At 46.6% G+C, this 22,884-nt stretch carries 19 protein-coding genes and 1 CRISPR repeat array; of the genes, 3 read left to right on the top strand and 16 right to left on the bottom strand.

Annotated features, from left to right (window positions below):
* Window positions 1-20: 20 nt before the first annotated feature.
* Complete coding sequence (locus AC5YBX_RS08145) at window positions 21-1,142, top strand: ISAs1 family transposase (RefSeq protein ID WP_494524430.1); 1,122 nt, start codon at window positions 21-23, stop codon at window positions 1,140-1,142.
* Window positions 1,143-1,458: 316 nt separating this feature from the next.
* Here AC5YBX_RS08145 and AC5YBX_RS08140 read toward each other — a convergent pair whose 3' ends face one another.
* The 9 genes from AC5YBX_RS08140 to AC5YBX_RS08100 form a co-directional block, all read right to left on the bottom strand.
* A complete protein-coding gene (locus tag AC5YBX_RS08140) occupies window positions 1,459-2,532 on the bottom strand; it encodes a DUF2955 domain-containing protein (protein ID WP_494524729.1) in 1,074 nt (357 codons plus the stop codon).
* On the bottom strand, window positions 2,474-3,538 hold the full coding sequence (locus tag AC5YBX_RS08135; RefSeq protein WP_494524728.1) for an HlyD family secretion protein: 1,065 nt from the start codon (window positions 3,536-3,538) through the stop codon (window positions 2,474-2,476). Before AC5YBX_RS08135 ends, AC5YBX_RS08140 begins: the two co-directional genes overlap by 59 nt.
* Window positions 3,539-3,780: 242 nt before the next feature.
* Window positions 3,781-4,110 (bottom strand): YbaB/EbfC family nucleoid-associated protein, encoded by a 330-nt coding sequence (locus AC5YBX_RS08130; RefSeq protein WP_069672062.1) that lies wholly within the window; start codon window positions 4,108-4,110, stop codon window positions 3,781-3,783.
* A 132-nt stretch (window positions 4,111-4,242) separates the two neighbouring features.
* The gene (dnaX, locus tag AC5YBX_RS08125) at window positions 4,243-6,963 is read right to left on the bottom strand and encodes a DNA polymerase III subunit gamma/tau (protein ID WP_494524727.1); all 2,721 of its coding nucleotides are present in this window, start codon (window positions 6,961-6,963) and stop codon (window positions 4,243-4,245) included.
* Window positions 6,964-7,233: 270 nt separating this feature from the next.
* Window positions 7,234-7,788 (bottom strand): adenine phosphoribosyltransferase, encoded by a 555-nt coding sequence (gene apt / locus AC5YBX_RS08120; RefSeq protein WP_494521629.1) that lies wholly within the window; start codon window positions 7,786-7,788, stop codon window positions 7,234-7,236.
* Window positions 7,789-8,020: 232 nt separating this feature from the next.
* Complete coding sequence (locus AC5YBX_RS08115; RefSeq protein ID WP_494519269.1) at window positions 8,021-8,389, bottom strand: YbaN family protein; 369 nt, start codon at window positions 8,387-8,389, stop codon at window positions 8,021-8,023.
* 285 nt (window positions 8,390-8,674) lie between these two features.
* Window positions 8,675-9,421: an HvfC family RiPP maturation protein gene (locus AC5YBX_RS08110; RefSeq protein WP_494519270.1), complete on the bottom strand. Its 747-nt coding sequence runs from the start codon at window positions 9,419-9,421 to the stop codon at window positions 8,675-8,677.
* Window positions 9,422-10,258, bottom strand: coding sequence for an HvfB family MNIO-type RiPP peptide maturase (locus AC5YBX_RS08105; RefSeq protein ID WP_494524726.1), 837 nt, complete (start codon window positions 10,256-10,258; stop codon window positions 9,422-9,424).
* 215 nt (window positions 10,259-10,473) lie between these two features.
* Window positions 10,474-10,953, bottom strand: coding sequence for an HvfA family oxazolone/thioamide-modified RiPP metallophore (locus AC5YBX_RS08100; protein ID WP_494524725.1), 480 nt, complete (start codon window positions 10,951-10,953; stop codon window positions 10,474-10,476).
* A gap of 368 nt (window positions 10,954-11,321) precedes the next feature.
* Between AC5YBX_RS08100 and dusC the strand changes: the two genes are divergently transcribed.
* Both dusC and AC5YBX_RS08090 read left to right on the top strand, forming a co-directional pair.
* A complete protein-coding gene (gene dusC / locus AC5YBX_RS08095) occupies window positions 11,322-12,251 on the top strand; it encodes a tRNA dihydrouridine(16) synthase DusC (protein WP_494524724.1) in 930 nt (309 codons plus the stop codon).
* 154 nt (window positions 12,252-12,405) lie between these two features.
* A complete protein-coding gene (locus tag AC5YBX_RS08090) occupies window positions 12,406-12,762 on the top strand; it encodes a TraR/DksA C4-type zinc finger protein (protein WP_494519274.1) in 357 nt (118 codons plus the stop codon).
* A gap of 58 nt (window positions 12,763-12,820) precedes the next feature.
* Here the strand turns inward: AC5YBX_RS08090 and AC5YBX_RS08085 are convergent, their stop codons facing one another.
* The 7 genes from AC5YBX_RS08085 to cas7e all read right to left on the bottom strand — a co-directional run bounded on the left by AC5YBX_RS08085 (window position 12,821) and on the right by cas7e (window position 22,864).
* A complete protein-coding gene (locus AC5YBX_RS08085) occupies window positions 12,821-13,762 on the bottom strand; it encodes a sialidase family protein (RefSeq protein WP_494524723.1) in 942 nt (313 codons plus the stop codon).
* Window positions 13,763-14,022: 260 nt separating this feature from the next.
* Window positions 14,023-14,889: a 23S rRNA pseudouridine(2605) synthase RluB gene (rluB, locus tag AC5YBX_RS08080; RefSeq protein ID WP_494519276.1), complete on the bottom strand. Its 867-nt coding sequence runs from the start codon at window positions 14,887-14,889 to the stop codon at window positions 14,023-14,025.
* A 249-nt stretch (window positions 14,890-15,138) separates the two neighbouring features.
* Window positions 15,139-19,074: a CRISPR direct-repeat array (repeat unit 29 nt; unit sequence CGGTTCAGCCCCGTAGGTACGGGGAACAC).
* A 104-nt stretch (window positions 19,075-19,178) separates the two neighbouring features.
* Window positions 19,179-19,472 carry a type I-E CRISPR-associated endoribonuclease Cas2e gene (gene cas2e, locus AC5YBX_RS08075; protein WP_494524722.1) on the bottom strand — a complete coding sequence of 98 codons (294 nt, stop codon included), beginning with the start codon at window positions 19,470-19,472 and terminating at the stop codon, window positions 19,179-19,181.
* Window positions 19,473-19,481: 9 nt separating this feature from the next.
* Window positions 19,482-20,402 carry a type I-E CRISPR-associated endonuclease Cas1e gene (gene cas1e, locus AC5YBX_RS08070; protein WP_494524721.1) on the bottom strand — a complete coding sequence of 307 codons (921 nt, stop codon included), beginning with the start codon at window positions 20,400-20,402 and terminating at the stop codon, window positions 19,482-19,484.
* Between the two features lie 5 nt (window positions 20,403-20,407).
* On the bottom strand, window positions 20,408-21,064 hold the full coding sequence (gene cas6e, locus AC5YBX_RS08065) for a type I-E CRISPR-associated protein Cas6/Cse3/CasE (protein ID WP_494524720.1): 657 nt from the start codon (window positions 21,062-21,064) through the stop codon (window positions 20,408-20,410).
* Between the two features lies 1 nt (window position 21,065).
* Window positions 21,066-21,818: a type I-E CRISPR-associated protein Cas5/CasD gene (gene cas5e / locus AC5YBX_RS08060; RefSeq protein WP_494524719.1), complete on the bottom strand. Its 753-nt coding sequence runs from the start codon at window positions 21,816-21,818 to the stop codon at window positions 21,066-21,068.
* Window positions 21,819-21,829: 11 nt separating this feature from the next.
* Window positions 21,830-22,864 (bottom strand): type I-E CRISPR-associated protein Cas7/Cse4/CasC, encoded by a 1,035-nt coding sequence (gene cas7e, locus AC5YBX_RS08055; protein ID WP_494524718.1) that lies wholly within the window; start codon window positions 22,862-22,864, stop codon window positions 21,830-21,832.
* Between the last annotated feature and the right edge of the window lie 20 nt (window positions 22,865-22,884).

Genomic DNA, 22,884 nt, shown 5'->3' with positions numbered 1-22,884 from the left:
TCTCTTTTGTGGAGAGCCCTATGAACTCCGGTGCATTTCAACAGTTCTTCAGTTCCTTAGAAGATCCTCGTCAGTCAGCCAAAGTCGAGCATCTATTTACTGATATTTTATTCCTCGTGGTTTGTGCCTCAATAGCTGGGGCGCAAGGTTGGGAAGATATCGAAGATTTTGGCGATCTCCACTTTAACTGGTTTGCCAAAAAAGGATTGTTTAAGAATGGGTTACCTGTTCATGACACTATTGCTCGAGTCATATCGAGAATAGATAGCGAGCAGTTTCAGTATTGCTTTATCGACTGGATGAAGTCTGTTGTTGAGTTATCCGACGGTCAGCTTATTGCGATAGATGGTAAACGGCTATGTAGTTCATATAATCGCGAGAACAGACTGTCAGCCATCCACATGGTAAATGCCTTCGCAACAGAAAATAACGTCGTGCTTGGGCAAGTTAAAACCGAAAGTAAGTCGAATGAAATTACCGCCATTCCCGCATTACTGGCGCTGTTGGATATAAAAGGTTGTCTGATATCAATAGATGCCATGGGATGTCAGACAGATATCGCCGAACAAATTATTGAGCGGGGTGGAGATTATTTACTTGCCGTAAAAGGTAATCAAAAAACACTGCATAATGCCGTTCGTAAGGCGCTTGGCAGCGAGATTGACGAAGAAGTGCTTTGCTTAGAGAAGCAGCACGGACGTAACGAAGCCAGAGCCTATTGTGTTATGGACGCAGGCAGCTTAGCCGACGCTTTCCCTGAATGGAAAGGGCTTAAAAGTATTGGTGTTGCGTTAAGCTATCGTCGAACGAAAAGCGGCAATGAATCCCTTGAGTACCGTTATTACATCAGTTCGGCCAAACTGAGTAAGGCTCGTTTTGCCAATGCAGTACGCAGCCACTGGGCGGTTGAAAATAGCCTGCATTGGGTATTGGACGCGTCGATGAAGGAAGACCAATGTCAAATATATAGAGGCAATGCGGCGGAGGTATTGTCTGGAGCAAGGAAGATAGCGTTGAATATGCTCCGAGCGGAAACAACTCGAAAAATCAGTATCCCACGCAAACAGAAGCGTGCACACGGCAGCACTGATTATCTGGAGCAGGTACTAACAGCAGGCTTAAAGACGTTGGGTGATATTTAAGCATTCATGCTCTCACCCTGATTCTTAACTGCTTTATTATTTTTAATTTCAGACTCTTAATAACAAAATGCATCGTCGTAGCTCATAACTGCTATTACTCGACATTATCCAATACTCATCTGTGGCGAAAACTAAGGGGATTAATTGACATCACCTCTCATCGGATGCAGGAGATAAAATATTGACATCGAAAATCATATTCAGACTTGCCTTAGCTTTAACCACCCAGGCTTTATTGCTGCCCAAATTGCATCAATATCAATATGGGCTAGCCAAACAATTTTATACCTGCTAAGCCTAAGGTAAATAAAGATAATTAACCATTTTGTTTAATCGAGCCAGCGTCAGGTTCACTAGGCATTATCGGCTGAGCGGTTAAATTTAATACAACCGCACCTAGTATTATCGCAATGATTATCGACTCCAAGCGCAATAATTGAGCCGAAAAAGAATCGATGCCTTGGTGAGTAATGATCTGATAAATTAATACCGTGAAGTTGGTAAATAATAGTTGGTAAATACTCATACGAGCTTGACGAGCAATAGCATAGCAAGCCAATTGCAGTCCACAGGCTATCGCCGCGCCGCACAACAGCCAACCAGAAGCTCCTAATGCAGATAATAGCATCACAGGTAACGTAAATAAAATCCCTATCACAGTGGTGATAATTCGATTTTTACTATAAATACTGTGTTCATGAGGACTGGGGATCTTAATCATATTAGCTAAGGTGATCGCAATTAAGATAGTTTGAGAGCCACCCAATACGATAAACACCGCTAAAACCACACACATAATGCTAGCCTTAAACACAATAGTAGTAAGTGGTACTGCTACACCTATAATCTGATTTTCGTCAGGTAAAATATCTTGCTCGTCACCAGGAAACAGTATGAAGCATACATAGGTGATCACTAGCGCAATAATAAAAGCGGCAAACAACAGCCAGGGTAAACCATCTATTGGCGTACCAAACTGCTTTGTCATGACGGTCATAATGATCACAACAATTAGGACTAATGTAGACAAAATATCTTTAGGATCTTTATGGCTACGATAAAAACTCCAACACACCAATGACCAAACAAATAATCCATATCCGAAGGGTGAATCAAGTAGCAGTTGTCCCAACAAGACTAAACCAAAGCTGACAAACAATAGTACAACCAACAGCTTAATAAGTAAGCCTAATGGTGGTTTAGAGGGCATTAGGGTTAAAAAAATCACTACGAAAACTGGTGCTAATATTGGCAAAGGTGCGCCCTGATATAATAAGTACCACAGGAGTAAGATAGGCCCTAATACCAGCCTCAATATCGGATTAGCAGCGCTACGAAACATAAGTCCACACGCTGAAGATCTCCATCCACAATGAGGCCAACCATTCACCTATGGTGCTCTGCTCCGTAAAAAAGGCGACTGTCGCTTGGGATCCAAAACGAATATTGTGGGGCACAACACCACTTTCAAAAACAATATTAATGGGATAGCGCTGCGCTTTGATACCGCCAGTATCGGCAGTTAAAAAGCCAGTTGTTTGATCAATATTATTACTCCCCCCCGTTCCCCAGCCGATACTCTCCACCGAACCTAATAATACGCGCCCAGGCAAGGCATCGAGTACTACTTTGACTTTGTTGCCAGCACGAATGTGCTCGAGTGAATTCTCCCTTACTAAAGCAGATATCCACACACTGCGCGGATCTATAAAAGTGAGTAATGGTGAGCCTGCCGTTGCCTTTTGACCCACTGTCAGCTGGACATTAGTAACGATACCTTTTGAAGGCGCTATTACCGTGGTTTTTTGCAGATCTAATTGTGCTTGCTCTAGTTTGGCCATTGCCGCCAAGATATGGGGATTATCTTGCCCTGCTGGGCCTAAGTTTTGTTTGGCTTGTGCCAGTGAAGCTTCTGCCGCTTCAAGGCTGGCTTGGGTTCGCTCCCGAGCTTCAATTGCATTATCTAAATCAGCTTTACTTAACACGCCCTGATCTGCAAGTTCGATAATCCGTGCCGCTTGCTCTCTAGCATTATTACGGGCAGCTAATGCATCAACCACTTTGGCTTGAGCCACTTCAACTGCCGCCGTACTGGCACCAATATTTTGCCCAGCTAAGGCCAAGTTAGCTTGGGCCGCTTGAAAGTTAATTTGATAATTTCGAGGGTCGATACTAAATAATGGCTCTCCAGCCTGAACAATTTGATTATCTTTCACATTCACATCAATGATGTTGCCACTGACCTCGGTGGCAATTCTTACCAAATAAGCATGCACTCTCGCGTCGGCAGAGATCGGCGTGACGCGATCAGCCCACAGACTATAAAGCCAAACCATGAGCACTAATCCAATAAGATAAAAACTGAGTTTACGCGACGATTGTTCTGCTGCTGACATGCTGAATCACCTATTAGATATACTTAGCTTATAGTAAGCATATATCAATTTTACAACAAGAGGTTAACATCACAGTGGCGTGATAAAATATCGTATCCCGTCGATAGCAGTCATCCACTCTAATTTGAATAAACTTAAAAAAACAGAGTTAAAATACCGACATAAAAAAGCCTAAGGCAGGCTTAGGCTTTTAACAATAGCAGACCTTTGCAACCACAAAGGTCTGATTTAAAAATACTTTATTAGAAAGGCATCTTCATGCCTGGTGGTAGTTGCATACCGCCAGTCACTTCAGCCATCTTCTCTTTTTGATTTTCTTCAACACGGCGCGCTGCATCATTGCAGGCTGCTGCGATCAGATCTTCTAGCATCTCTTTATCGTCTTCTAGCAGGCTAGGATCGATGTCAACCTTACGAACGCTGTGAGAGCCTGTCATAGTTACTTTTACAAGACCCGCGCCGGCTTCACCCGTCACTTCCATACGTGCAATCTCTTCTTGCACTTTGGCCATCTTGTCTTGCATCATTTGGGCCTGTTTCATCAGGTTACCCATACCGCCTTTTCCAAACATATCGAGTTCTCTTCAATATTAAAAAACTGGCTAATCTTACTTAATTAGCACCAAGAAGCAATCAATGCTGATCACCAATCTACAAACTTATGATCTAAATACCCACGAACTTAATACACATCACGATTGCCATTATGACTCTGCTTTAGCAATAAAGTTCGATTTATTAATAAGCGCAATCGTCTTGCCACGTTGACCTAATCGCTCAGGGGCATAGCTTAAACTATCAGGCTCCATCTGCGCATTCATGGTCTCACTCAACCAGCGAATGTTATCATCATTAAGCAATTCATGATGCGCTAAGCCTAACAGTTCTCGGTGAAAACGCTGCCTGATCTCAAGCGGAGTCTCACGATTGGGCTCCATGCCAACGGTAATGGTAACCGTGCATTCGCCCTCTAAGGCTTTGGATAGCGCCGCTTCCAATTGCTGCACCGCGCCAGGTGCCGCCAAATGCTTTTGGTTGGGTTTTAATACGAGCGGCAACGGGTCAACAAATTGTTGACAAACCGAGTTAACCGCTAATTGTCGTACCCTGCCCCCAATGTCGAGTGCCGACATGAGTCGGTACCATTGCAGATCGATTTCATTACCACTAATGTCAGCGGTAAGCGTGGGCAAGTGAGTCTGTTCACTTGCCTCAGGCATCTGCATACTGTCTTGATCAGCTTGAATATTTTCAGGCTCAGCTTGCTGGGACATCATTGTCTGTGTTGCACCAGCGGCAGCTGACGTCTGAGCCTGGGTTAACTGCGACTCTGGCTCATGTGACGTGTCCGGCGTCGACAACGCTTTATCGTCTGCGGTTGGAGTTGGAGCTTGAGCCTGTACAGGCGCGGCAGGCGCTTCCCATGGTGGCCTATCATCAAGCTCGTTAACCATTACGCTATTGCTAGCCGTATGGGCAAGGACAGAGGCTTGATCACTTTGATAAGGTAAAGAGGCTGAATCGCTTACGACTGCGGCCTGCTCATCAGCTTGAAATGATGACGCTTCGCGTTTAGGCGGCACGAAGGCCTGTTGTCCCGCTTCAGGCTTTTTTGTGTCACTCTCCTTAGACGAGGTTTCATCTAAGTCACTGAGCAATGATTGCCTCGCTGAAAGGACGGCATCGAGTACGTCATCATCTGAAAATAGATCAGCTTCTTGCTCAGGAGCCTTATCTAAGGGTTGCTCAGTCGGGGGGGCCGTCACAGGGGGTTGAGCAGTGTCGTTGCTGTGCATTTGGCTAGCCAGGTAGGCTTCATAATCGCCAGGATCGGCGTCATTCACCGAGTCATAATCATCCAAATACTCTTGTGGCATCGAATAATCATCAACAGCATGAGGCGCCATTGAAGGCACAATAGCAGCATCAGTTAACTCGATGCTGGGTAAATTATCATCTGTTTCTTCAGCGGCAACGGGCACGCCCTGGCTTTGCGCTTGGCTTAAAATAAGCGCTTGCTCTGCAAGTAACGCTGTGTCGTCACAATCGATATCACCCTGCTCATCTGCTTGAGTAGGCTCACTGGCATCATCGATATCGCTGCCATTTAGGAGATGTTTAGGTTGCTCATCACTCGCCTTAGTGGCAGTATCAATGGCAGGTTTGCTCACCTCAACACTGGGCTGACTGGCTAACGCTTGGCTTGTATCATTACTGCTAACATGGTCATGCTTAGCTTGACTATCATCACGCACCTCACTTGTCGCCACTTCAGCAGCGTTAGCAGTACTGGTCGGCAAAGTAACCTTATGATTAGCTTCTACTTGCCAGCGTTTCACTGGCACTTCTGGGACAAAAGCGATAGCCCGCAGTAACGCCATCTCTAATCCTGATTTAGGATCCGGTGCATGGGGCAGATCTTTACGCCCAGTTAACAGTAACTGATAGTAAAGCTGCACTTGCTCTGGGCGTAGCTGCTCGGCAAACGCCTTGATCTGCTCGGCATAACGAGATAATTGCGCGGCGGCGGGGGCAAATTGGGTTAAGGTAATTTGGTGCAACAACTCCAGTAAGCTGCGTAACACCTCAAACGGATCGGCGCCATAAGAGAGCACTTCATCAGTCACCTGCATCAAATTAGCCACATCGCCATCACACAATGCATTGAGTAATACAATGACATAGTGCTCGTCTATAGTGCCGAGCATGGTTTGCACTTGACTAAGTTGCACCTGCCCTGCACCAAAGGCAATAGCTTGATCGGCCAGACTTAAGGCATCACGCATACTGCCGTTGGCGGCCTTAGCCAATAGTTTTATCGCGCCATCATCAAACGCGATATCTTCTTGAGCCAAAATAGTAGCAAGCTGCTGGCAAATCTCATCGAGTGTTAAACTTTTTAAGTTAAATTGCAGGCAGCGCGATAGTACGGTAACTGGCAGTCGCTGAGGATCGGTGGTTGCCAGCAAAAACTTCACATGTTCTGGTGGCTCTTCTAGGGTTTTAAGCAGCGCATTAAAACTACTGCGAGACAACATGTGCACTTCATCAATAAGGTAGACTTTATAGCGACCACGTGATGGCCGATATTGCACGTTATCGAGCAATTCACGAGTATCGTCAACTTTAGTACGCGACGCCGCATCGACTTCAATAAGATCAACAAAGCGCCCCTGGGCAATTTCAACACAGCTGCTGCATTCGCCGCATGGCGTGGCCGTGATCCCTTGCTCACAGTTGAGTCCCTTAGCAAATAACCGCGCTAAACTGGTCTTACCGACACCTCGGGTGCCTGAAAACAGGTAAGCATGATGTAAGCGGTTTTGTGTCAAGGCGTTGGTCAAAGCATGTAAAACATGTGACTGGCCGACAACTTGCTCGAACTTGGCAGGGCGCCACTTTCTGGCTAACACCTGATATGACATGGAACTCCCCAACTGTGTCATCAATCAATAACGGAACTCGCTTCCGACAATGGGCAAACAATAACACGCTAAGGCGTAACTCGCTAGCAAGCAGCAGCTTGGGTAAAGGTTATTTTTAACCATTAGGTCACTGTCGCAGCATGTTTAATCGATAAAATAAAAAAGTGGCAATGAGTGTTTGAAAATCAATCAGATAAATATGAAGTTAAAAACAAAAATGCTACGGATACTTCTGCACCGTAGCATATGAGGGGCTCAAAATGACCGTGATTATTCGCCGTCAAACTCGCACAATGTCATCAGCTCAAGATCTAAATCATTCAAACGTTGTTCACCGCCTAAATCGGGTAAGGAGATCACAAAGGCAGCATGGTTCACTTGACCACCTAACTTACGGATCAGTTTTACCGTCGCTTCTATAGTGCCACCGGTCGCTAATAGATCGTCGACAACCAACACCTTATCGCCAGCATTGATTGCATCGGTATGGATCTCTAACATATCGTGACCATATTCAAGCTCATAGCTTTCGGAAATGGTTTCACGTGGTAATTTACCCGGTTTACGCACTGGCACAAATCCTAGGCCGAGTTCTAATGCCAAGGGTGCTCCAAATAAAAAGCCACGAGCTTCGGTACCGACGACTTTGGTAAATCCACAGTCTTTGTATTGTTGCACAAACATTTCAATGGTTGCTTGATAGGCATTATGATCTTCCATTAGGCTGGTCACGTCGCGAAACATGATGCCTGGTTTCGGATAATCAGGAATTGTTTTAATGCTCTCTTTGATCAAGGCTAACTTGTCTATATTCATTGCTACCATCTTTGTCAATTAAACCCCTTTACGGGAAAAACTGACCATTAAGGTCAGTTCAATTAGAATTTTCGCTAAAGCTTAAGCCCCTTTGGCAAGGGTTGCAACAACGAGTGTCACAAAGCGCAGTCAAGACTGACGTGCGATATCATCATTAGTCACTTAAGTCGTATTATAATGCGGCACTATTGCAAGCTGACGTCACTCGGCTTTTACCCAATAAACAAAACGTCACAACCTGTTACTCTTCCAACTCTGGGATCTGACGTAAATAAAGCAGTAATAGTGTTACCATGCACAGCAACATCACTTTCACCCATAGTAGTGGCACTATGGCGATACTAACACCAAAACTTAAGCTAGTTGCCACGTAAGCCTTACGTTTTAAGCCCCTGCGCATAGCGCGTTTGCTTTCCCAATCTTGCAACGCATCAGCAAACCAAGGGTGGCACAGCAACCAAGCATGTAAACGACTGCTCGAACGGGCAAAACAAAACGCCGCTAATAGAATAAATGGCACTGTTGGTAATAAAGGGACAACAATACCAATAATGCCTAATAACAAACTTATCAGGCCAACCATTAACAACAAACCACGCTTAAGCGCCATTAAACCCCCACATAAAAAACCACTCGACAATGAGTGGTTAGTATACCTGAGTTCAGAATTGAGACTACAGCAGTTGTAGTTGCTTCAACCAAGATAAGGTGGCTGGTAATGTTGGCAGCATCAATACGAGCAAAAATCCAACAAAATAAACAAGATTAAACGGGTCTTTAAACGGCTGACTCATGACTTCCTCACTCGAAATTAGTGGCTTACATTGATCTAGATCAATTTTCGCGGCCATTATAGTGAGATGTGCCCTCGATAGAAAGTCTTATGAGTAACAAATTAACCGTGCAGCGCTAAGATAATATTTTTATCACTCATCTCAGTTAACATCTGCCTGCAACCATTGACCAACATATCACCATCCATCTGATTAAATGTCTGTTTAAGCCACTGACAAACATCAATAAAGCTAACGCCATCGCACTGGCCGATATAAGCCAACACCTGCGCGGCTAATGGATTTAACTGTAAAAAGCACACTTCATCTTGTGCATCACGGTAGATACAGAAAAAATGGGGCTGGGCGCTTGGGCTCATAGGGCGATAATTGGGACTGATATTCTGCACATCATAGTGATATTGCGCCACTTGCGCCGCGACATTCAGGCACAGTGTCACGTCATTAATTTCTGCTGCGCTAAATGGATGCTGTGTAGGTTGTGTAGGCACCGTCGCCACCAACAGTTCAAGCCATTCATAGTGTGCGAGCTCAAGCATAAAGGGCGCGTCATGTTCATTAGGTTGATATTCATGCTGTAAAAACTGCAAAAATTCTTGTGCTATTTCAATAAAAATCGGTGTTTGACAATCATGATGCACAAAAAAATCTTGCACCAGCGCATTCCAATCATCCTCATCATATAAAGAACAGAGCACCGGGAAACCGTTAGACACAAACCCTTTAATATTATTGAAAAATAGCTCTCGATAAATACGCATCCGGCGTTTATCCGTCCCCGGCGGCAAAGGCAATGAGGGATCACGAATGTAATCGATAAAGGATTGCTGCACTGTTATAAAATTCATTTACGCACTTCGCTCCTGCCGTGATAATGCCGCCGTTTGGTAAGCGTGTATTTGGTTAATCTCCTGCATTAGTATCTCTGTCTTGGGGATATTAAAGTCGCGCTCTAATAACGTTGGAAAGACCCCATGGTGGGCGTAGCACTGTTGCAGCAGTTGCCACACGGGGGGGATAACGTCGCTACCGTGGGTATCAACCATTAAATCAACGGCCTCTTGATAATGGCCTGCAATGTGTAAATAAGCGATACGCTCGGTGGGCATCGCCTGTAAAAAAGATAAGGCATCATATTGATGGTTAATCGAATTAACATAAATATTGTTTATATCGAGTAATAATCGACAATCTGCCTCACTTAATACCGCTTTAACAAATTCAAGTTCACTCATCTGGCTGGCGGGCGCCGCATAAAAGGAGACATTTTCAAGAATAAAGGGCCGTTCAAGTATCTCCTCTACTTGTTTAATGCGCTCGGCCACATGAATAACCGCTTCATCGGTAAAGGGGATCGGCATTAAATCATACAGGTGACCACTGCCTGAGCAGTAACTTAAGTGCTCTGAATAAATCTCTATCCCATGCAAGTCTAAAAAACCTTTAACCTGTTGCACAAAAGCGGTATCTAGTGGTGCGGGACTGCCGATAGAGAGTGATAATCCATGGCAAAAAAATCGATGCTGCTCCGTCAACTGACGAAATTGACGTCCAAATTTGCCGCCTAAGGTCATCCAATTTTCAGGCGCGACCTCAAAAAAGTCGATCCCGCTCGGTACCGAGTGGCAAAATTCATTGAGCATCTCTCGGCGTAAGCCTAAACCTACGCTAGCTACTGGAGCCATAAGTCCCTCTCATCATTAAACTCATATAAAAATAAAAAGTCTGTACATTAAAGACACTAGGCCAGTAAATACTGGCCTAGTTGGCATTGGTGAATAAAATAGGCACTGCAATTATGGCTCTGCACATTAACACTCTATTCAGCAACTAACCATCACCCATCACAAATCAAGCAATTGAATTGCAAAGGAAAAACAAACACATAGCCTTGCCATACTTACTTATTACCACCACACTTGCCCTCTTTAGTCTTGGTCTCGCCGCCACACTTACCTTCTTTCATGGCTTTTTTCTCGGCGCCACATTTACCTTCACCACATTTTCCCTCTTTCATGGCTTTCTTCTCGGCACCGCATTTGCCCTCTTTCATCGCTTTGTTTTGGGCACCACATTTACCCTCCTGCATGGCTTTATTCATGTTTTCGCCACATTTACCTTCACCACACTTCCCTTCTTTGGCAGCTTTACGCATATTTTCGCCGCATTTACCTTCACCACACTTCCCTTCTTTGGCGGCTTTCTTCATGTTTTCGCCGCACTTACCTTCCCCGCACTTACCTTCCCCATCGAGGAGTTGATAGCCAGATTGCATTTCAGAGTATCCGAATGGATTGGCTTGTGCTTGGGCAGCAAATGCAGTACTGACACAAACAGTACCTAAGGCAACAGCGACTGCGGTTTGTTTAACTAATTTCATAATCTTTCCTTCTTTCATCCAATGGTATGCAACTGGTTGCCAACTCCACAATGATGCTGGCTCTATTATATGACCCGATACGCTTACACTTTATTGCAAAAACTTATCATACATCACAGTTATGCTACAAATGCTGTGATAGTGCAACTCGATCTGTTGCCAATGACAGTGCAATTAAGTGATGTCGCCCGTAATATTTTTGTAAGTCTCCTACTCATGACGTAGAATTAGCGCCCTTTAATCCGCTACGTAGCAATACATTCAGTTGCCATTGCTACCGCTAGCGATTATGTCAAACCACACTGTATTTAACGTACTTATTAGTACGATTAGATTTAGCAAGCGAGTTTTCAGAGAGAGCCGAGTCAATGAGAGTAATTTTAGCCCCTATGGAAGGTGTGGCAGATGCACCTATGCGCGCATTACTTACTGCTGTGGGCGGCTATGACATGGTAATAAGCGAGTTTATTCGCGTTGTCGATCAGTTGCTGCCTGAAAAAGTGTTCTATCGCCTGTGCTCCGAATTAAAATACCAATGTCACACCAAATCCGGTACGCCTGTTAGGCTACAACTGTTAGGGCAACATCCTGATTGGATGGCTGAAAATGCGCTTAGGGCCATTGAACTGGGCTCTCGTGGTGTCGATATTAACTATGGCTGCCCTGCGCCTATGGTTAACCGCAGCAATGGCGGCGCCGCGCTCTTAAAAGAGCCCGAAACCATTTATCAGGTGACGAAAGCGGTGCGAGACGCAGTGCCGATAGATAAACCGGTTTCGGCTAAAATTCGACTCGGGTGGGATGATAAAAGCCGCTGTATTGAAATTGCTCAGGCCATTGAAGCTGCAGGCGCCAGTGAACTCACTGTACACGCTCGCACTAAAGAGGAGGCATACCGACCTCCTGCCCATTGGCACTATATTCAAAAAATCAAACAAGTGACTACCCTGCCCATTATCGCCAATGGCGAAATTTGGAGCCGTGAAGATTACCTCAATTGCCGCGAGGCCAGTGGTTGTGATGATGTGATGCTTGGCCGCGGAGCATTGACTGTGCCCAATCTGGCCCATGTGGTTAAAGGCAACCAATTACCAATGACATGGCCCGAGGTAAAAGCGCTACTGATCCAATATTCAGAATTTGAAATTGTCAGCGAAAAAGAGAAATACTATCCCGCTCGAATAAAACAGTGGCTGAGATTTATTGCGCGCCATTATGTAGAAGGTGAAGCCCTATTTTTACAGGTTAGAGTGCTAAAAAATACCGCTGAAATTCTAACGCTACTGCGCAGCAGCTAGTTTGATCCACTAACAAACTCACATTGCTCAACACAGCGCGCTCGATTAGTGTCGATATTTAACAAAATATCACTCACTTTTGATCTTCGTCATAGTCAAGTTGAGTCAGCGGTTTAGACTGGTTACCTAACACGATTAAACTAGGCAATGATTTGTGAGCAGATCCTATATCAGACATGAATTGTCAGAGCTTGAAGCTAATCTCAGGGAAGAGTTAGGCCAACTGCTAGCGCAACATCAGCTATCGATGGATAGTAAGACGCTATCGTTATCAGCATTGATCGATGCGTTAACCGCAGCAAAACTCTGTGATGACCCCTTATTTATACAACTCACCCAGCTCGATGCGGCAATATGTCAGCTCGATATTGGTCTCTACGGCTTGTGCGCCGATTGTGAAACTGATATCGAACCGCAACGCTTGACCCTCAACCCACTGGAGCAGCGCTGTCAACAGTGTGCTGCTGAGCACGCCCACCAGCATCGTCACGAGCTCCGGCTAACTCACTAATAAATTAGCGTTAACCTAGCGTTAACCTAGTGTTAACGCTAGTTTTTAGGCTGCTATTTTAGCTAACATCAAGCGTTATATTGGCAAAATAGATGGCGCATTTGCCTTCATGGGATGAATAGTAACTGACCAACAACTCATCGCCTTGCTGCACAATGCCCGCATAACTGGTATCACCACCCGATGGGAACGTCAAACGCTCAACCACAGTGCCTGTATCTAATTTTATTTCCACTAACGATGTCCGCACTAGGTTGTCATATAAACGCACAATGGCGTACAGCCGCTGCCGGTAGATAAAACTTACTGGTCCGCCTATGCGTTTGTCTAATATCCGCCACTGCCAATGAGTATAGGGCGCTGTTGATTGCCCTAACAAGGCACGTTCATCGGTTTGCCACAGCGGATCACGGCGTAATAAACAGTAGGCAACCCCTTGTTCATCAATGCTTAGTCCCGCCTCATTGACATATCCAGCCCGACTTAAGTGACAGACTAAGGGTTGCCAATCGAGCAATGCATCCTCGGCGAGCTGTGCTTGGTAAAGCCGTACATAACCATCATGTTCATCGGCATAATAAGCAATGCCAAGTAAGCGATGGTGATGGGCAGTAATGCGCCATAACCATTCATCTTGAGCGCCCACAGCCACAGGCTCAGACCAATTGCTGCCGTCATCAGAATACCAATAATAAGATTGAATGCGCGGCGAGCTTCCTTTGGCGAAGGTCGCACCGCTAAACAGATAGAGTTGCCCCTCAAAAACTACTAACTTCGCATCACGTAGATCGGCATCGCTATGGGTTAATGTTGCCACTAAGTCCCAAGTGACACCTGCATCATGTGATGCTAACACCCGAATCATGCCATCGGGCGAGACATGGGCACTGCCCTCTCTAAAGGCACAATAAAGTCGCCGCTTAAACAAGGTAAGGTCGCTAAAGGCATTATGTGCTCCCTTGTCCCAGATGTTGTTCACCCAATTTAATCGCATCGGCATAGCGCATATCCCTAATCACCTTTTATTACGCCACCATTAAGCTTGAACTGCACGATAAGTGCAACCATCTGCAACTTAAGGCAATCGCCAAATACATGTCAAAATAGTGAACGTAATACCATTACCGCCAAGCAGGTACAAAAAAGCCGTCTAAGTGTATTCACTTAGACGGCTTTTAAATCACACCTTACGCTTTATATTAACTAATTAATGCACAGTTACAAGGCACATGCTTCAGCGCTAAGCTTTACTATTTAGCTTTAAGTGCGTTGGCGAGGTGCCTTACCCGCAGTGGTCTTGTGCTTGCGCACCGCACGGCGGATCTTGGCGCTTTTCACTTTAGAGCGAGCAACACTGTGTTTATCGGTACCCATTAAAGTACGGGTCTCTTCTTCGAGTCCGGCTAATTTACGTAGGTAATTAACCTGCTCAATCGGCAATTCTACCCAACCACCACGTGGCAGTGTCTTTGGCAGCTCAATCATACCGTAACGAATACGGATCAAACGGCTAACCTGCACCTCTTGAGATTCCCACAAGCGGCGAACTTCACGGTTACGGCCTTCAGCCAGTGACACATGCCACCACTTATTCATGCCTTCGCCACCCGCAGGCTTTACTTTATCAAAGTGAGCAGGGCCGTCTTCTAGGGTCACCCCATTACGAAGGCGCTGAATAACAGCATCAGACACTTCACCAAACGTACGTACGGCATATTCACGCTCAACTTCGTGTGACGGATGCATGAGGCGATTAGCCAATTCACCGTCAGAAGTAAACAGCAACAACCCAGAGGTGTTGATATCTAAACGACCCACTGCCACCCAGCGTGAATCACGCGTACGAGGCAAACGGTCAAATACCGTTGGACGTCCTTCGGGATCTTTACGACTGCAAATCTCACCTTCAGGCTTATGGTAAGCAATCACACGACAGACTAAATCTTCTTCAGATTTAACCGATACGCTGCGGCCATCGATACGCACTTTGGCATCAGCTTCGATACGATCGCCAAGTTTGGCAATTTCACCGTCAATACTAACTCGACCTGCAGCAATCCATGCCTCCATCTCACGACGGGAGCCATGGCCTGCACGGGCCAAGACTTTCTGCAATTTTTCACTCATTAGTAGACTCTTTATTAATTTATATTTTTAAAGCAAGGAGTTACACCACCTCACTATTGTATATTCTGTTGCCATGTACATGCTGATGTACACAATTTCAAAAGTGGTCTAATTATACGTGCTAAGTTTCTGACACGCAAAATAACAATGTTAAACGACCGTTTAATTTCAAAGCATTTAACCGTGTAAAGAGCCGATACTATTGTTTGTATTGCTTGTAGCGATATATACGGCCTCATATTTCGAGGGCGGTTCAGCCCCGTAGGTACGGGGAACACTGTAGCAATGCTGTTAGCTGATTTCAATTTGACGGTTCAGCCCCGTAGGTACGGGGAACACATTTATGGTGTCTAAGGTGATCATGAGGTGGCCGGTTCAGCCCCGTAGGTACGGGGAACACCCTGTTGAGGGTTGTTGAGTGATGCTAATAAGCGGTTCAGCCCCGTAGGTACGGGGAACACCTGAGTATCCCTGTCTGGAAACTATACCCGACCGGTTCAGCCCCGTAGGTACGGGGAACACTGGCGCTGGCGTACTCGTTACGGGTTCACTCACGGTTCAGCCCCGTAGGTACGGGGAACACAGCCATGTGTTCAGCATGAAAAGCGGCGATTTCGGTTCAGCCCCGTAGGTACGGGGAACACTTCAAAGATGATCCGCGCTTAATTTGTGATTACGGTTCAGCCCCGTAGGTACGGGGAACACCTCTAACACCAAATCGACATAGTGATAGCCTGCGGTTCAGCCCCGTAGGTACGGGGAACACGGCTTAGTGGGGGTTGTAGGTTCCTCGCGAGGCGGTTCAGCCCCGTAGGTACGGGGAACACTTTCAGACACCTCTTTGAAGATTTGCTCTTCCCCGGTTCAGCCCCGTAGGTACGGGGAACACGTAAACCCAGCCTCAACCGCCTCATGCAAATGCGGTTCAGCCCCGTAGGTACGGGGAACACATTGGTGGGCTGCGCGCGTATACGCCGCCGTTCGGTTCAGCCCCGTAGGTACGGGGAACACCTTTCGCCCTCTTATTCTTGTCAGGCTGGATGCGGTTCAGCCCCGTAGGTACGGGGAACACAAAGAGCCTGAAATTATCAAACTTCAAGCATACGGTTCAGCCCCGTAGGTACGGGGAACACAAAGCAAGTCGCACTCTCAATTCTGGGGTTACCGGTTCAGCCCCGTAGGTACGGGGAACACACCGTGGGTGATGCAGTCGTATCGGGGCAGGGCGGTTCAGCCCCGTAGGTACGGGGAACACCCACGATATAAGTTGCGCCACGCCCCGATTAACGGTTCAGCCCCGTAGGTACGGGGAACACAGCTATCGCAGCAGACAACGCCAGCGAAGCGGCGGTTCAGCCCCGTAGGTACGGGGAACACCGCCCACCAGAACCTGGGCTAATCAAAATGCGCGGTTCAGCCCCGTAGGTACGGGGAACACTGCCAGGGTAACACCTGTATAGCCCAATAATACGGTTCAGCCCCGTAGGTACGGGGAACACGTAAACCCAGCCTCAACCGCCTCATGCAAATGCGGTTCAGCCCCGTAGGTACGGGGAACACTAAATCTTGTTCAAATTCATCCATCTTTAATCCGGTTCAGCCCCGTAGGTACGGGGAACACGAATAACCCGCCGCTGCGGCATCATGCAAATGCGGTTCAGCCCCGTAGGTACGGGGAACACTTAGATTCGTAAAGGTCTTTCTCACGAACAAGCGGTTCAGCCCCGTAGGTACGGGGAACACAGTTACACTTATCGCCATATCTTTGGCAAAACCGGTTCAGCCCCGTAGGTACGGGGAACACTTCATAAGCGCAAACACCTCCTCAACATCAATCGGTTCAGCCCCGTAGGTACGGGGAACACCGTGAGTGTATTTAAATCAATAGCTTGGCGACCGGTTCAGCCCCGTAGGTACGGGGAACACTCTAGCCATGCTATAATTACCTCGTTAAATTGCGGTTCAGCCCCGTAGGTACGGGGAACACATTAGGATTAAGTTTCCTGTACGCTTTCCTGACGGTTCAGCCCCGTAGGTACGGGGAACACCTAGTTAGCCGCTAGGCTTTTTTATACTAAAACGGTTCAGCCCCGTAGGTACGGGGAACACATGAAATCGGAACCGATGACAAGATAGCTAGACGGTTCAGCCCCGTAGGTACGGGGAACACTCGAAGGGATTCGAGTTCGTTGCCGCTTGATGCGGTTCAGCCCCGTAGGTACGGGGAACACAAGCATGCCGGCTAGCCGCGTAATAACCTGGGCGGTTCAGCCCCGTAGGTACGGGGAACACACACTGCCTAACTCATCTAGGAATCGGTTTAACGGTTCAGCCCCGTAGGTACGGGGAACACGGGTCAATTGGGGGGCGGGGTCTTGCTGTGGGCGGTTCAGCCCCGTAGGTACGGGGAACACAGCCGCTTTGCCTGGGCGTTAAACTTTGCAATCGGTTCAGCCCCGTAGGTACGGGGAACACGGGTTTAATTTGTGGAAAGGTATTCTAGTTAGCGGTTCAGCCCCGTAGGTACGGGGAACACGTCACCCCTTCATCTAGCAGCCCCCGCCGATACGGTTCAGCCCCGTAGGTACGGGGAACACCCTAGCATGTCGTTAAACCCGCTAGTGAGTAGCGGTTCAGCCCCGTAGGTACGGGGAACACTGTTCGTTCTGATATACGTAATACAACTGAGGCGGTTCAGCCCCGTAGGTACGGGGAACACGTATTTGTTTTTGGTGGCGTGTGCACAGACTTCGGTTCAGCCCCGTAGGTACGGGGAACACTCATTGAGCTACCAGCACCTAATATTGCCTGGCGGTTCAGCCCCGTAGGTACGGGGAACACCAAAGGAATTCAAATGCCCGGTCATCATGTTACGGTTCAGCCCCGTAGGTACGGGGAACACTTTAGGCTTAGGCATTGATCTGACAATGTCCCCGGTTTAGCCCCGTAGGTACGGGGAACACAGGCGGTCATTTATGGACTCGTTACTGGCCAGCGGTTCAGCCCCGTAGGTACGGGGAACACCTTTGTATTATGAAACCAAAAACACGCAGTTTCGGTTCAGCCCCGTAGGTACGGGGAACACAGCTCACGTTAAGAGTAAGCTTATGTTATTAACGGTTCAGCCCCGTAGGTACGGGGAACACAATGGATGAGCAATCATCCTGCAATATCGCATCGGTTCAGCCCCGTAGGTACGGGGAACACATTTTATAAGACCGCCCTTAATATAGTTTCGGCGGTTCAGCCCCGTAGGTACGGGGAACACCGCTGCTCTTCCAGCGTTTTAAGCTCATCTTGCGGTTCAGCCCCGTAGGTACGGGGAACACTGAGTATTTTTCTAACTGGTCTGAGTTTAATGCGGTTCAGCCCCGTAGGTACGGGGAACACGATCTTAGATAGAGCTATTCATGAAGGAATGGCGGTTCAGCCCCGTAGGTACGGGGAACACAGACTTAAAGAATTCAACAGATATTAAAAACACGGTTCAGCCCCGTAGGTACGGGGAACACATGCCCTCGATCGCCGTCCCCTTGAAGAATGACGGTTCAGCCCCGTAGGTACGGGGAACACTAGTCGTGCGTTTAAAGAAAATAAAATTGGAGCGGTTCAGCCCCGTAGGTACGGGGAACACGCAGGAACCAATATTTTCAAGTCGCCTCGCTTACGGTTCAGCCCCGTAGGTACGGGGAACACCGCTATCAAATGATGGACGGCTATAACCACAACGGTTCAGCCCCGTAGGTACGGGGAACACGATTACGACTGTACCAACCGAATGAGCAGAAGCGGTTCAGCCCCGTAGGTACGGGGAACACTCGGACGCGAACTACTCCACGATGAATCCCCTGCGGTTCAGCCCCGTAGGTACGGGGAACACAGCATTTGTTTAAACTAAGTGCTCCTGCTGTGCGGTTCAGCCCCGTAGGTACGGGGAACACTTCCGGCGACCATTCCGGGGTATTCTCGGACGCGGTTCAGCCCCGTAGGTACGGGGAACACTTCTCGGCGAGCGTAAGCGGCAACTCGTAAATCGGTTCAGCCCCGTAGGTACGGGGAACACAGACTCAAGTAATTCTTGCATTTCCATAAATACGGTTCAGCCCCGTAGGTACGGGGAACACTCAAGATACTTAAGACCAGCATCAAGTGATGCCGGTTCAGCCCCGTAGGTACGGGGAACACTCTAAATATACATGATTGTTTCCAAAGAAAAAATCATCCTTACAAAAATCCACCATATTTTTAAAGAACGTCAAGATAGTTCACAAAAAGCTCTATTTAGCCTTTCATTTAGCTTCTTCTACTTTAAATTTAACTAGCCTTAATCCATCAAAATCAATCGGCTCTCTACGATTTTCGCCATAAGTAATAAAATCAAAGCCCGATTCTGTGTTCGTTGCCCATGCCATCACTGCATTACCTTGTTCAGCCAATTCAGTGACCTGATACCAAATCATTTCTCTAATTCTGCGGCCTACATCGCCAACATATACACCAGCTCTTATCTCAAGTAACCATACCGCTAAGCGTCCCCTTAGTCTTGGTGGAACAGCTTCTGTTACGACAATACACATACTCATTAGAATTCCTTAACTTGTACGATGCCCCTCATCACCAAATGACGTTGGTTCTGGCAAAGCTGGTGGTTGCGAATCTTCATATGGCTTTGGAGGGACTATCTCTCCCGCATTTAATACTTCTTCTATTAAGGGGATAAGTCGTTGTAATGTTCTATCTTTTCTAAAAGCTTCACGACATGCGATACGAACTTCTCTATCTGGCTGTTTAGGCCTTTTGCTGGCGACTTTAAATGCCGCAGGTACTACGGTGTCAAACTTGATAATGTCAGCAATATCATAAACAAACGAAAGTGGCTTGCCTGAATGTAAAAAGCCAATCGCGGGAGCATATCCCGCGGCCAATATCGCTGCTTCAGTTACGCCATATAAACACGATGTTGCGGCACTGATACATTGATTAATTACATCTCCGGCTTGCCAATCTTTAGGGTTATACCGCCTTCCCTGCCACTCAATTTCATATTGCTTGGCTAGTAGCTCATAAGTTTTGCGAACCCTCGCACCTTCAATGCCACGCAGCTGCTCCACACTCCTTCGTTCAGGTGCAGGTTCACCAAACCGTAGCTCAAACATTTTACGCACCACCTTGAGCCTTAAATTTTCATCCAATGCTAATTTTGCTTGGTAAAGTAATTTGTCTGAACGTGCACCTCCGGGTTGCCCTACCGAATAAAGCCTCACGCCCGCTTCACCCACCCAAATCAATAATGTACCAGTAGTCGCAGCCAATTTAACCGCAGCGTGACTGATTCGAGTTCCCGGTTCAAGCATGATGCAAACAACTGAACCAACAGGAATATGCATACGCTCACCGTTAACTTCATCAATAACTACAAAAGCACCATCTCGAACATCTATGCGCCCCATACCAACAAAAATCATCGAGTTGCGATCTTTAATTGGTATGGGTTTTAAAGGAAGGAATGCCATATTGGTTAACTAACTCTGCGGATCAACATTAAACCACAGCCCATTGCTTTAGCACGACCAAACCCTTTTTGATATTGCTGAAGGAATAACTCCGGATCTTTCACCGTTAATAAACCTTCAAAATCAACACTAGAAAATTGCACCTTCTGCCCGGAACGCTTTTTACTTTGATGTTGGTTATAAGCAATGATATTGGGTAGGCTATCGAGCTCTACCCCCCATTGTGCTAGCCGTTTTTCATCAGCAAGCCAATAGATGGCGGCTTGGTCCATAATGCTTTTAAGCTGTTCACCATTAATTACATCTTGCTTGTTTTGCCGTTTGGCATGCATCAATACGTCATGCCGTTGGCTCTTTCCCTCTTTTGACGTAATACAAATGGTCGGGTTAACCCGCAATTTAAATGCCAAGCGACTACTAACCATTAATTGCGGTGTAAACGCTTTACTCTGTATGGCAAATAACGGTGTGGAGGCCGGCTTCTTTTTAGACAAAACAAAAAACTGCGGTTGACCAAAATCATCCTGCTCTTCGCGGTACAAAAACTCCCTCTCCTTTTCATTCGGAAATAATTGCCAAAGCAATTGATGAGCAGCGTATACCCCATTTTGACTTAACTTGGCCAATTCAGCACCCGCCTGTACTGTAGGCAATAACTGCACTTTAGATAGGAACATTCACGTCCTCCTTAAGTGAAATTTGATGCATTTCACGTTGTTTGAATTGCCAGCGTTCTCGGCTAATAGGGTCATCCCATGGGTACGTCGTTAATACTGCATCACCGGAAAACTCGGCCTTATCCCCTTCCCAAAAATAGCTGACCCAACCATTGGCTTTTAACCATAAATTGTCTTCATTATGCGAACGGGTGATCGCCGGAAACTCAGTATCTAATGCCTGTTTCAGCGCAGCAGTTTGCACCAAGGTTGGCTTAAGTGGTAACGCCGGCGGGCACGATTTACGGCCTAAACTTAGACTGTACACTGGTTTTAGCAATGCTTGTTGCAACATGGATAAGGTATATTTAGCGTCTTTGGAGAGCGATATCGCCACTATCCACATACCATCACAGCGGTAATCACGGCTTGATAAAATCGTATTCAATTTATAATTAGGTTCGCTCAACTCACTTTTACGCGTACGAAAAACTACTTTATTGCTCGAGCTAGGAACTTGCGCAGTGTGATAATCGCGTAGCAAAGTACTAGGTACCGTTTGCTTAACAGCGGTTAATACCGATTGCTGCAAAGCTTCAAGCTGCTCGCGTTGGTCGCGCTGAATACCCAGGGCTGCACCAAGCAACCCTAAAATAGCCGAACGAGTAGGTTGTAAGCCTGTAGGCCTATCACCGCCTACTGCGGCTTGCCCCCAACTGGCAAGGGGGGCATAGAGTCGAAATACCAAATAATCTTTCATGCCGCCTCCCTTTATTTAGCGACAAAATCAAGTAACTCGGCTAATGAGCCTTCGCCGCTCATGGCATTAAACTGGCAGCGGGTATCAGCACACTCACCGTAAACTTTATCAAAATTTGTCACTTGCTTAGTTAATGCCGCAATGGCAGCACCGGCTTGATCTGCATCATTGACTGGCTTTAAAAAGGCTACTGAAAGTTGGCGTGGTTGCTGCTTTCCTTTCTCGGCAAGGGCAAAACTGGCATAAGCACGAGATGCAAAACTATTTTGTTTACCTGTTGGTGACACTTTCACCGCGGCTTCGGTTAATGCGCGTATCGCAGCGTTGGCTAATTCTTCATTACCAGCTAAGTTTTCAATTAGTTGGGTTTTATTAATGCAGATATAGCTATAAAACAAGGCGGCGGCAAAACCAGATTCACCGATATGTGCTGAGCCTGCATCAGTTTTACCATCGTTTAAATCATCCACTGCGGTAAAGTAATCATCTTCGACCACTACGCTGTGCACACTAATAGCATGTGCCACTTGGCAAGCCGCTTCTACATTAAACGCGGGGCTTGATGCCAACATACGACCAAATAAAGCAATATCGACTGCAGTATGCTCATTTTTTAGTAACGCTAACTCTGCTTCGGTGGGTGCACGGTTTTGCTCTGCTAAGATGGCCACTAAAGTCAAGGCTGCATCACGTTCGGCAGGGCTAATATGGGCAAGTTGCTCAATATCTAATGAGTCTTTTTTGTTTTTACCAAAGACACCTGCAATTGTTGTAGCCCATTCTTTTGCTGCTTTTTCTTTAACATCATTGGCGATTAACGCGTTGAAAATCTCTTCACCAAAGCGCTTTGTACGGGTACCAATTTTCCCCGCCATCGCTTCTTCAAATAATTCAGATACGCGCCAGTTGCGTTTTAAACTTTGTGAACTCACTCGCAGGCGCTCAAACCCACCCATTTTGGCGGTTTTTGGGCGGCCTAAATCATCACGGTTTAAGTTAGCTGGGGCATAGGAGGTTAATAAATGTAATTGGATAAATTGGCTCATGTTCATTCCTTAGTTTTGAA

This window comes from Shewanella sp. 492, from assembly GCF_059338445.1.
This window is presented reverse-complemented; position numbering and strand designations above follow the sequence as displayed.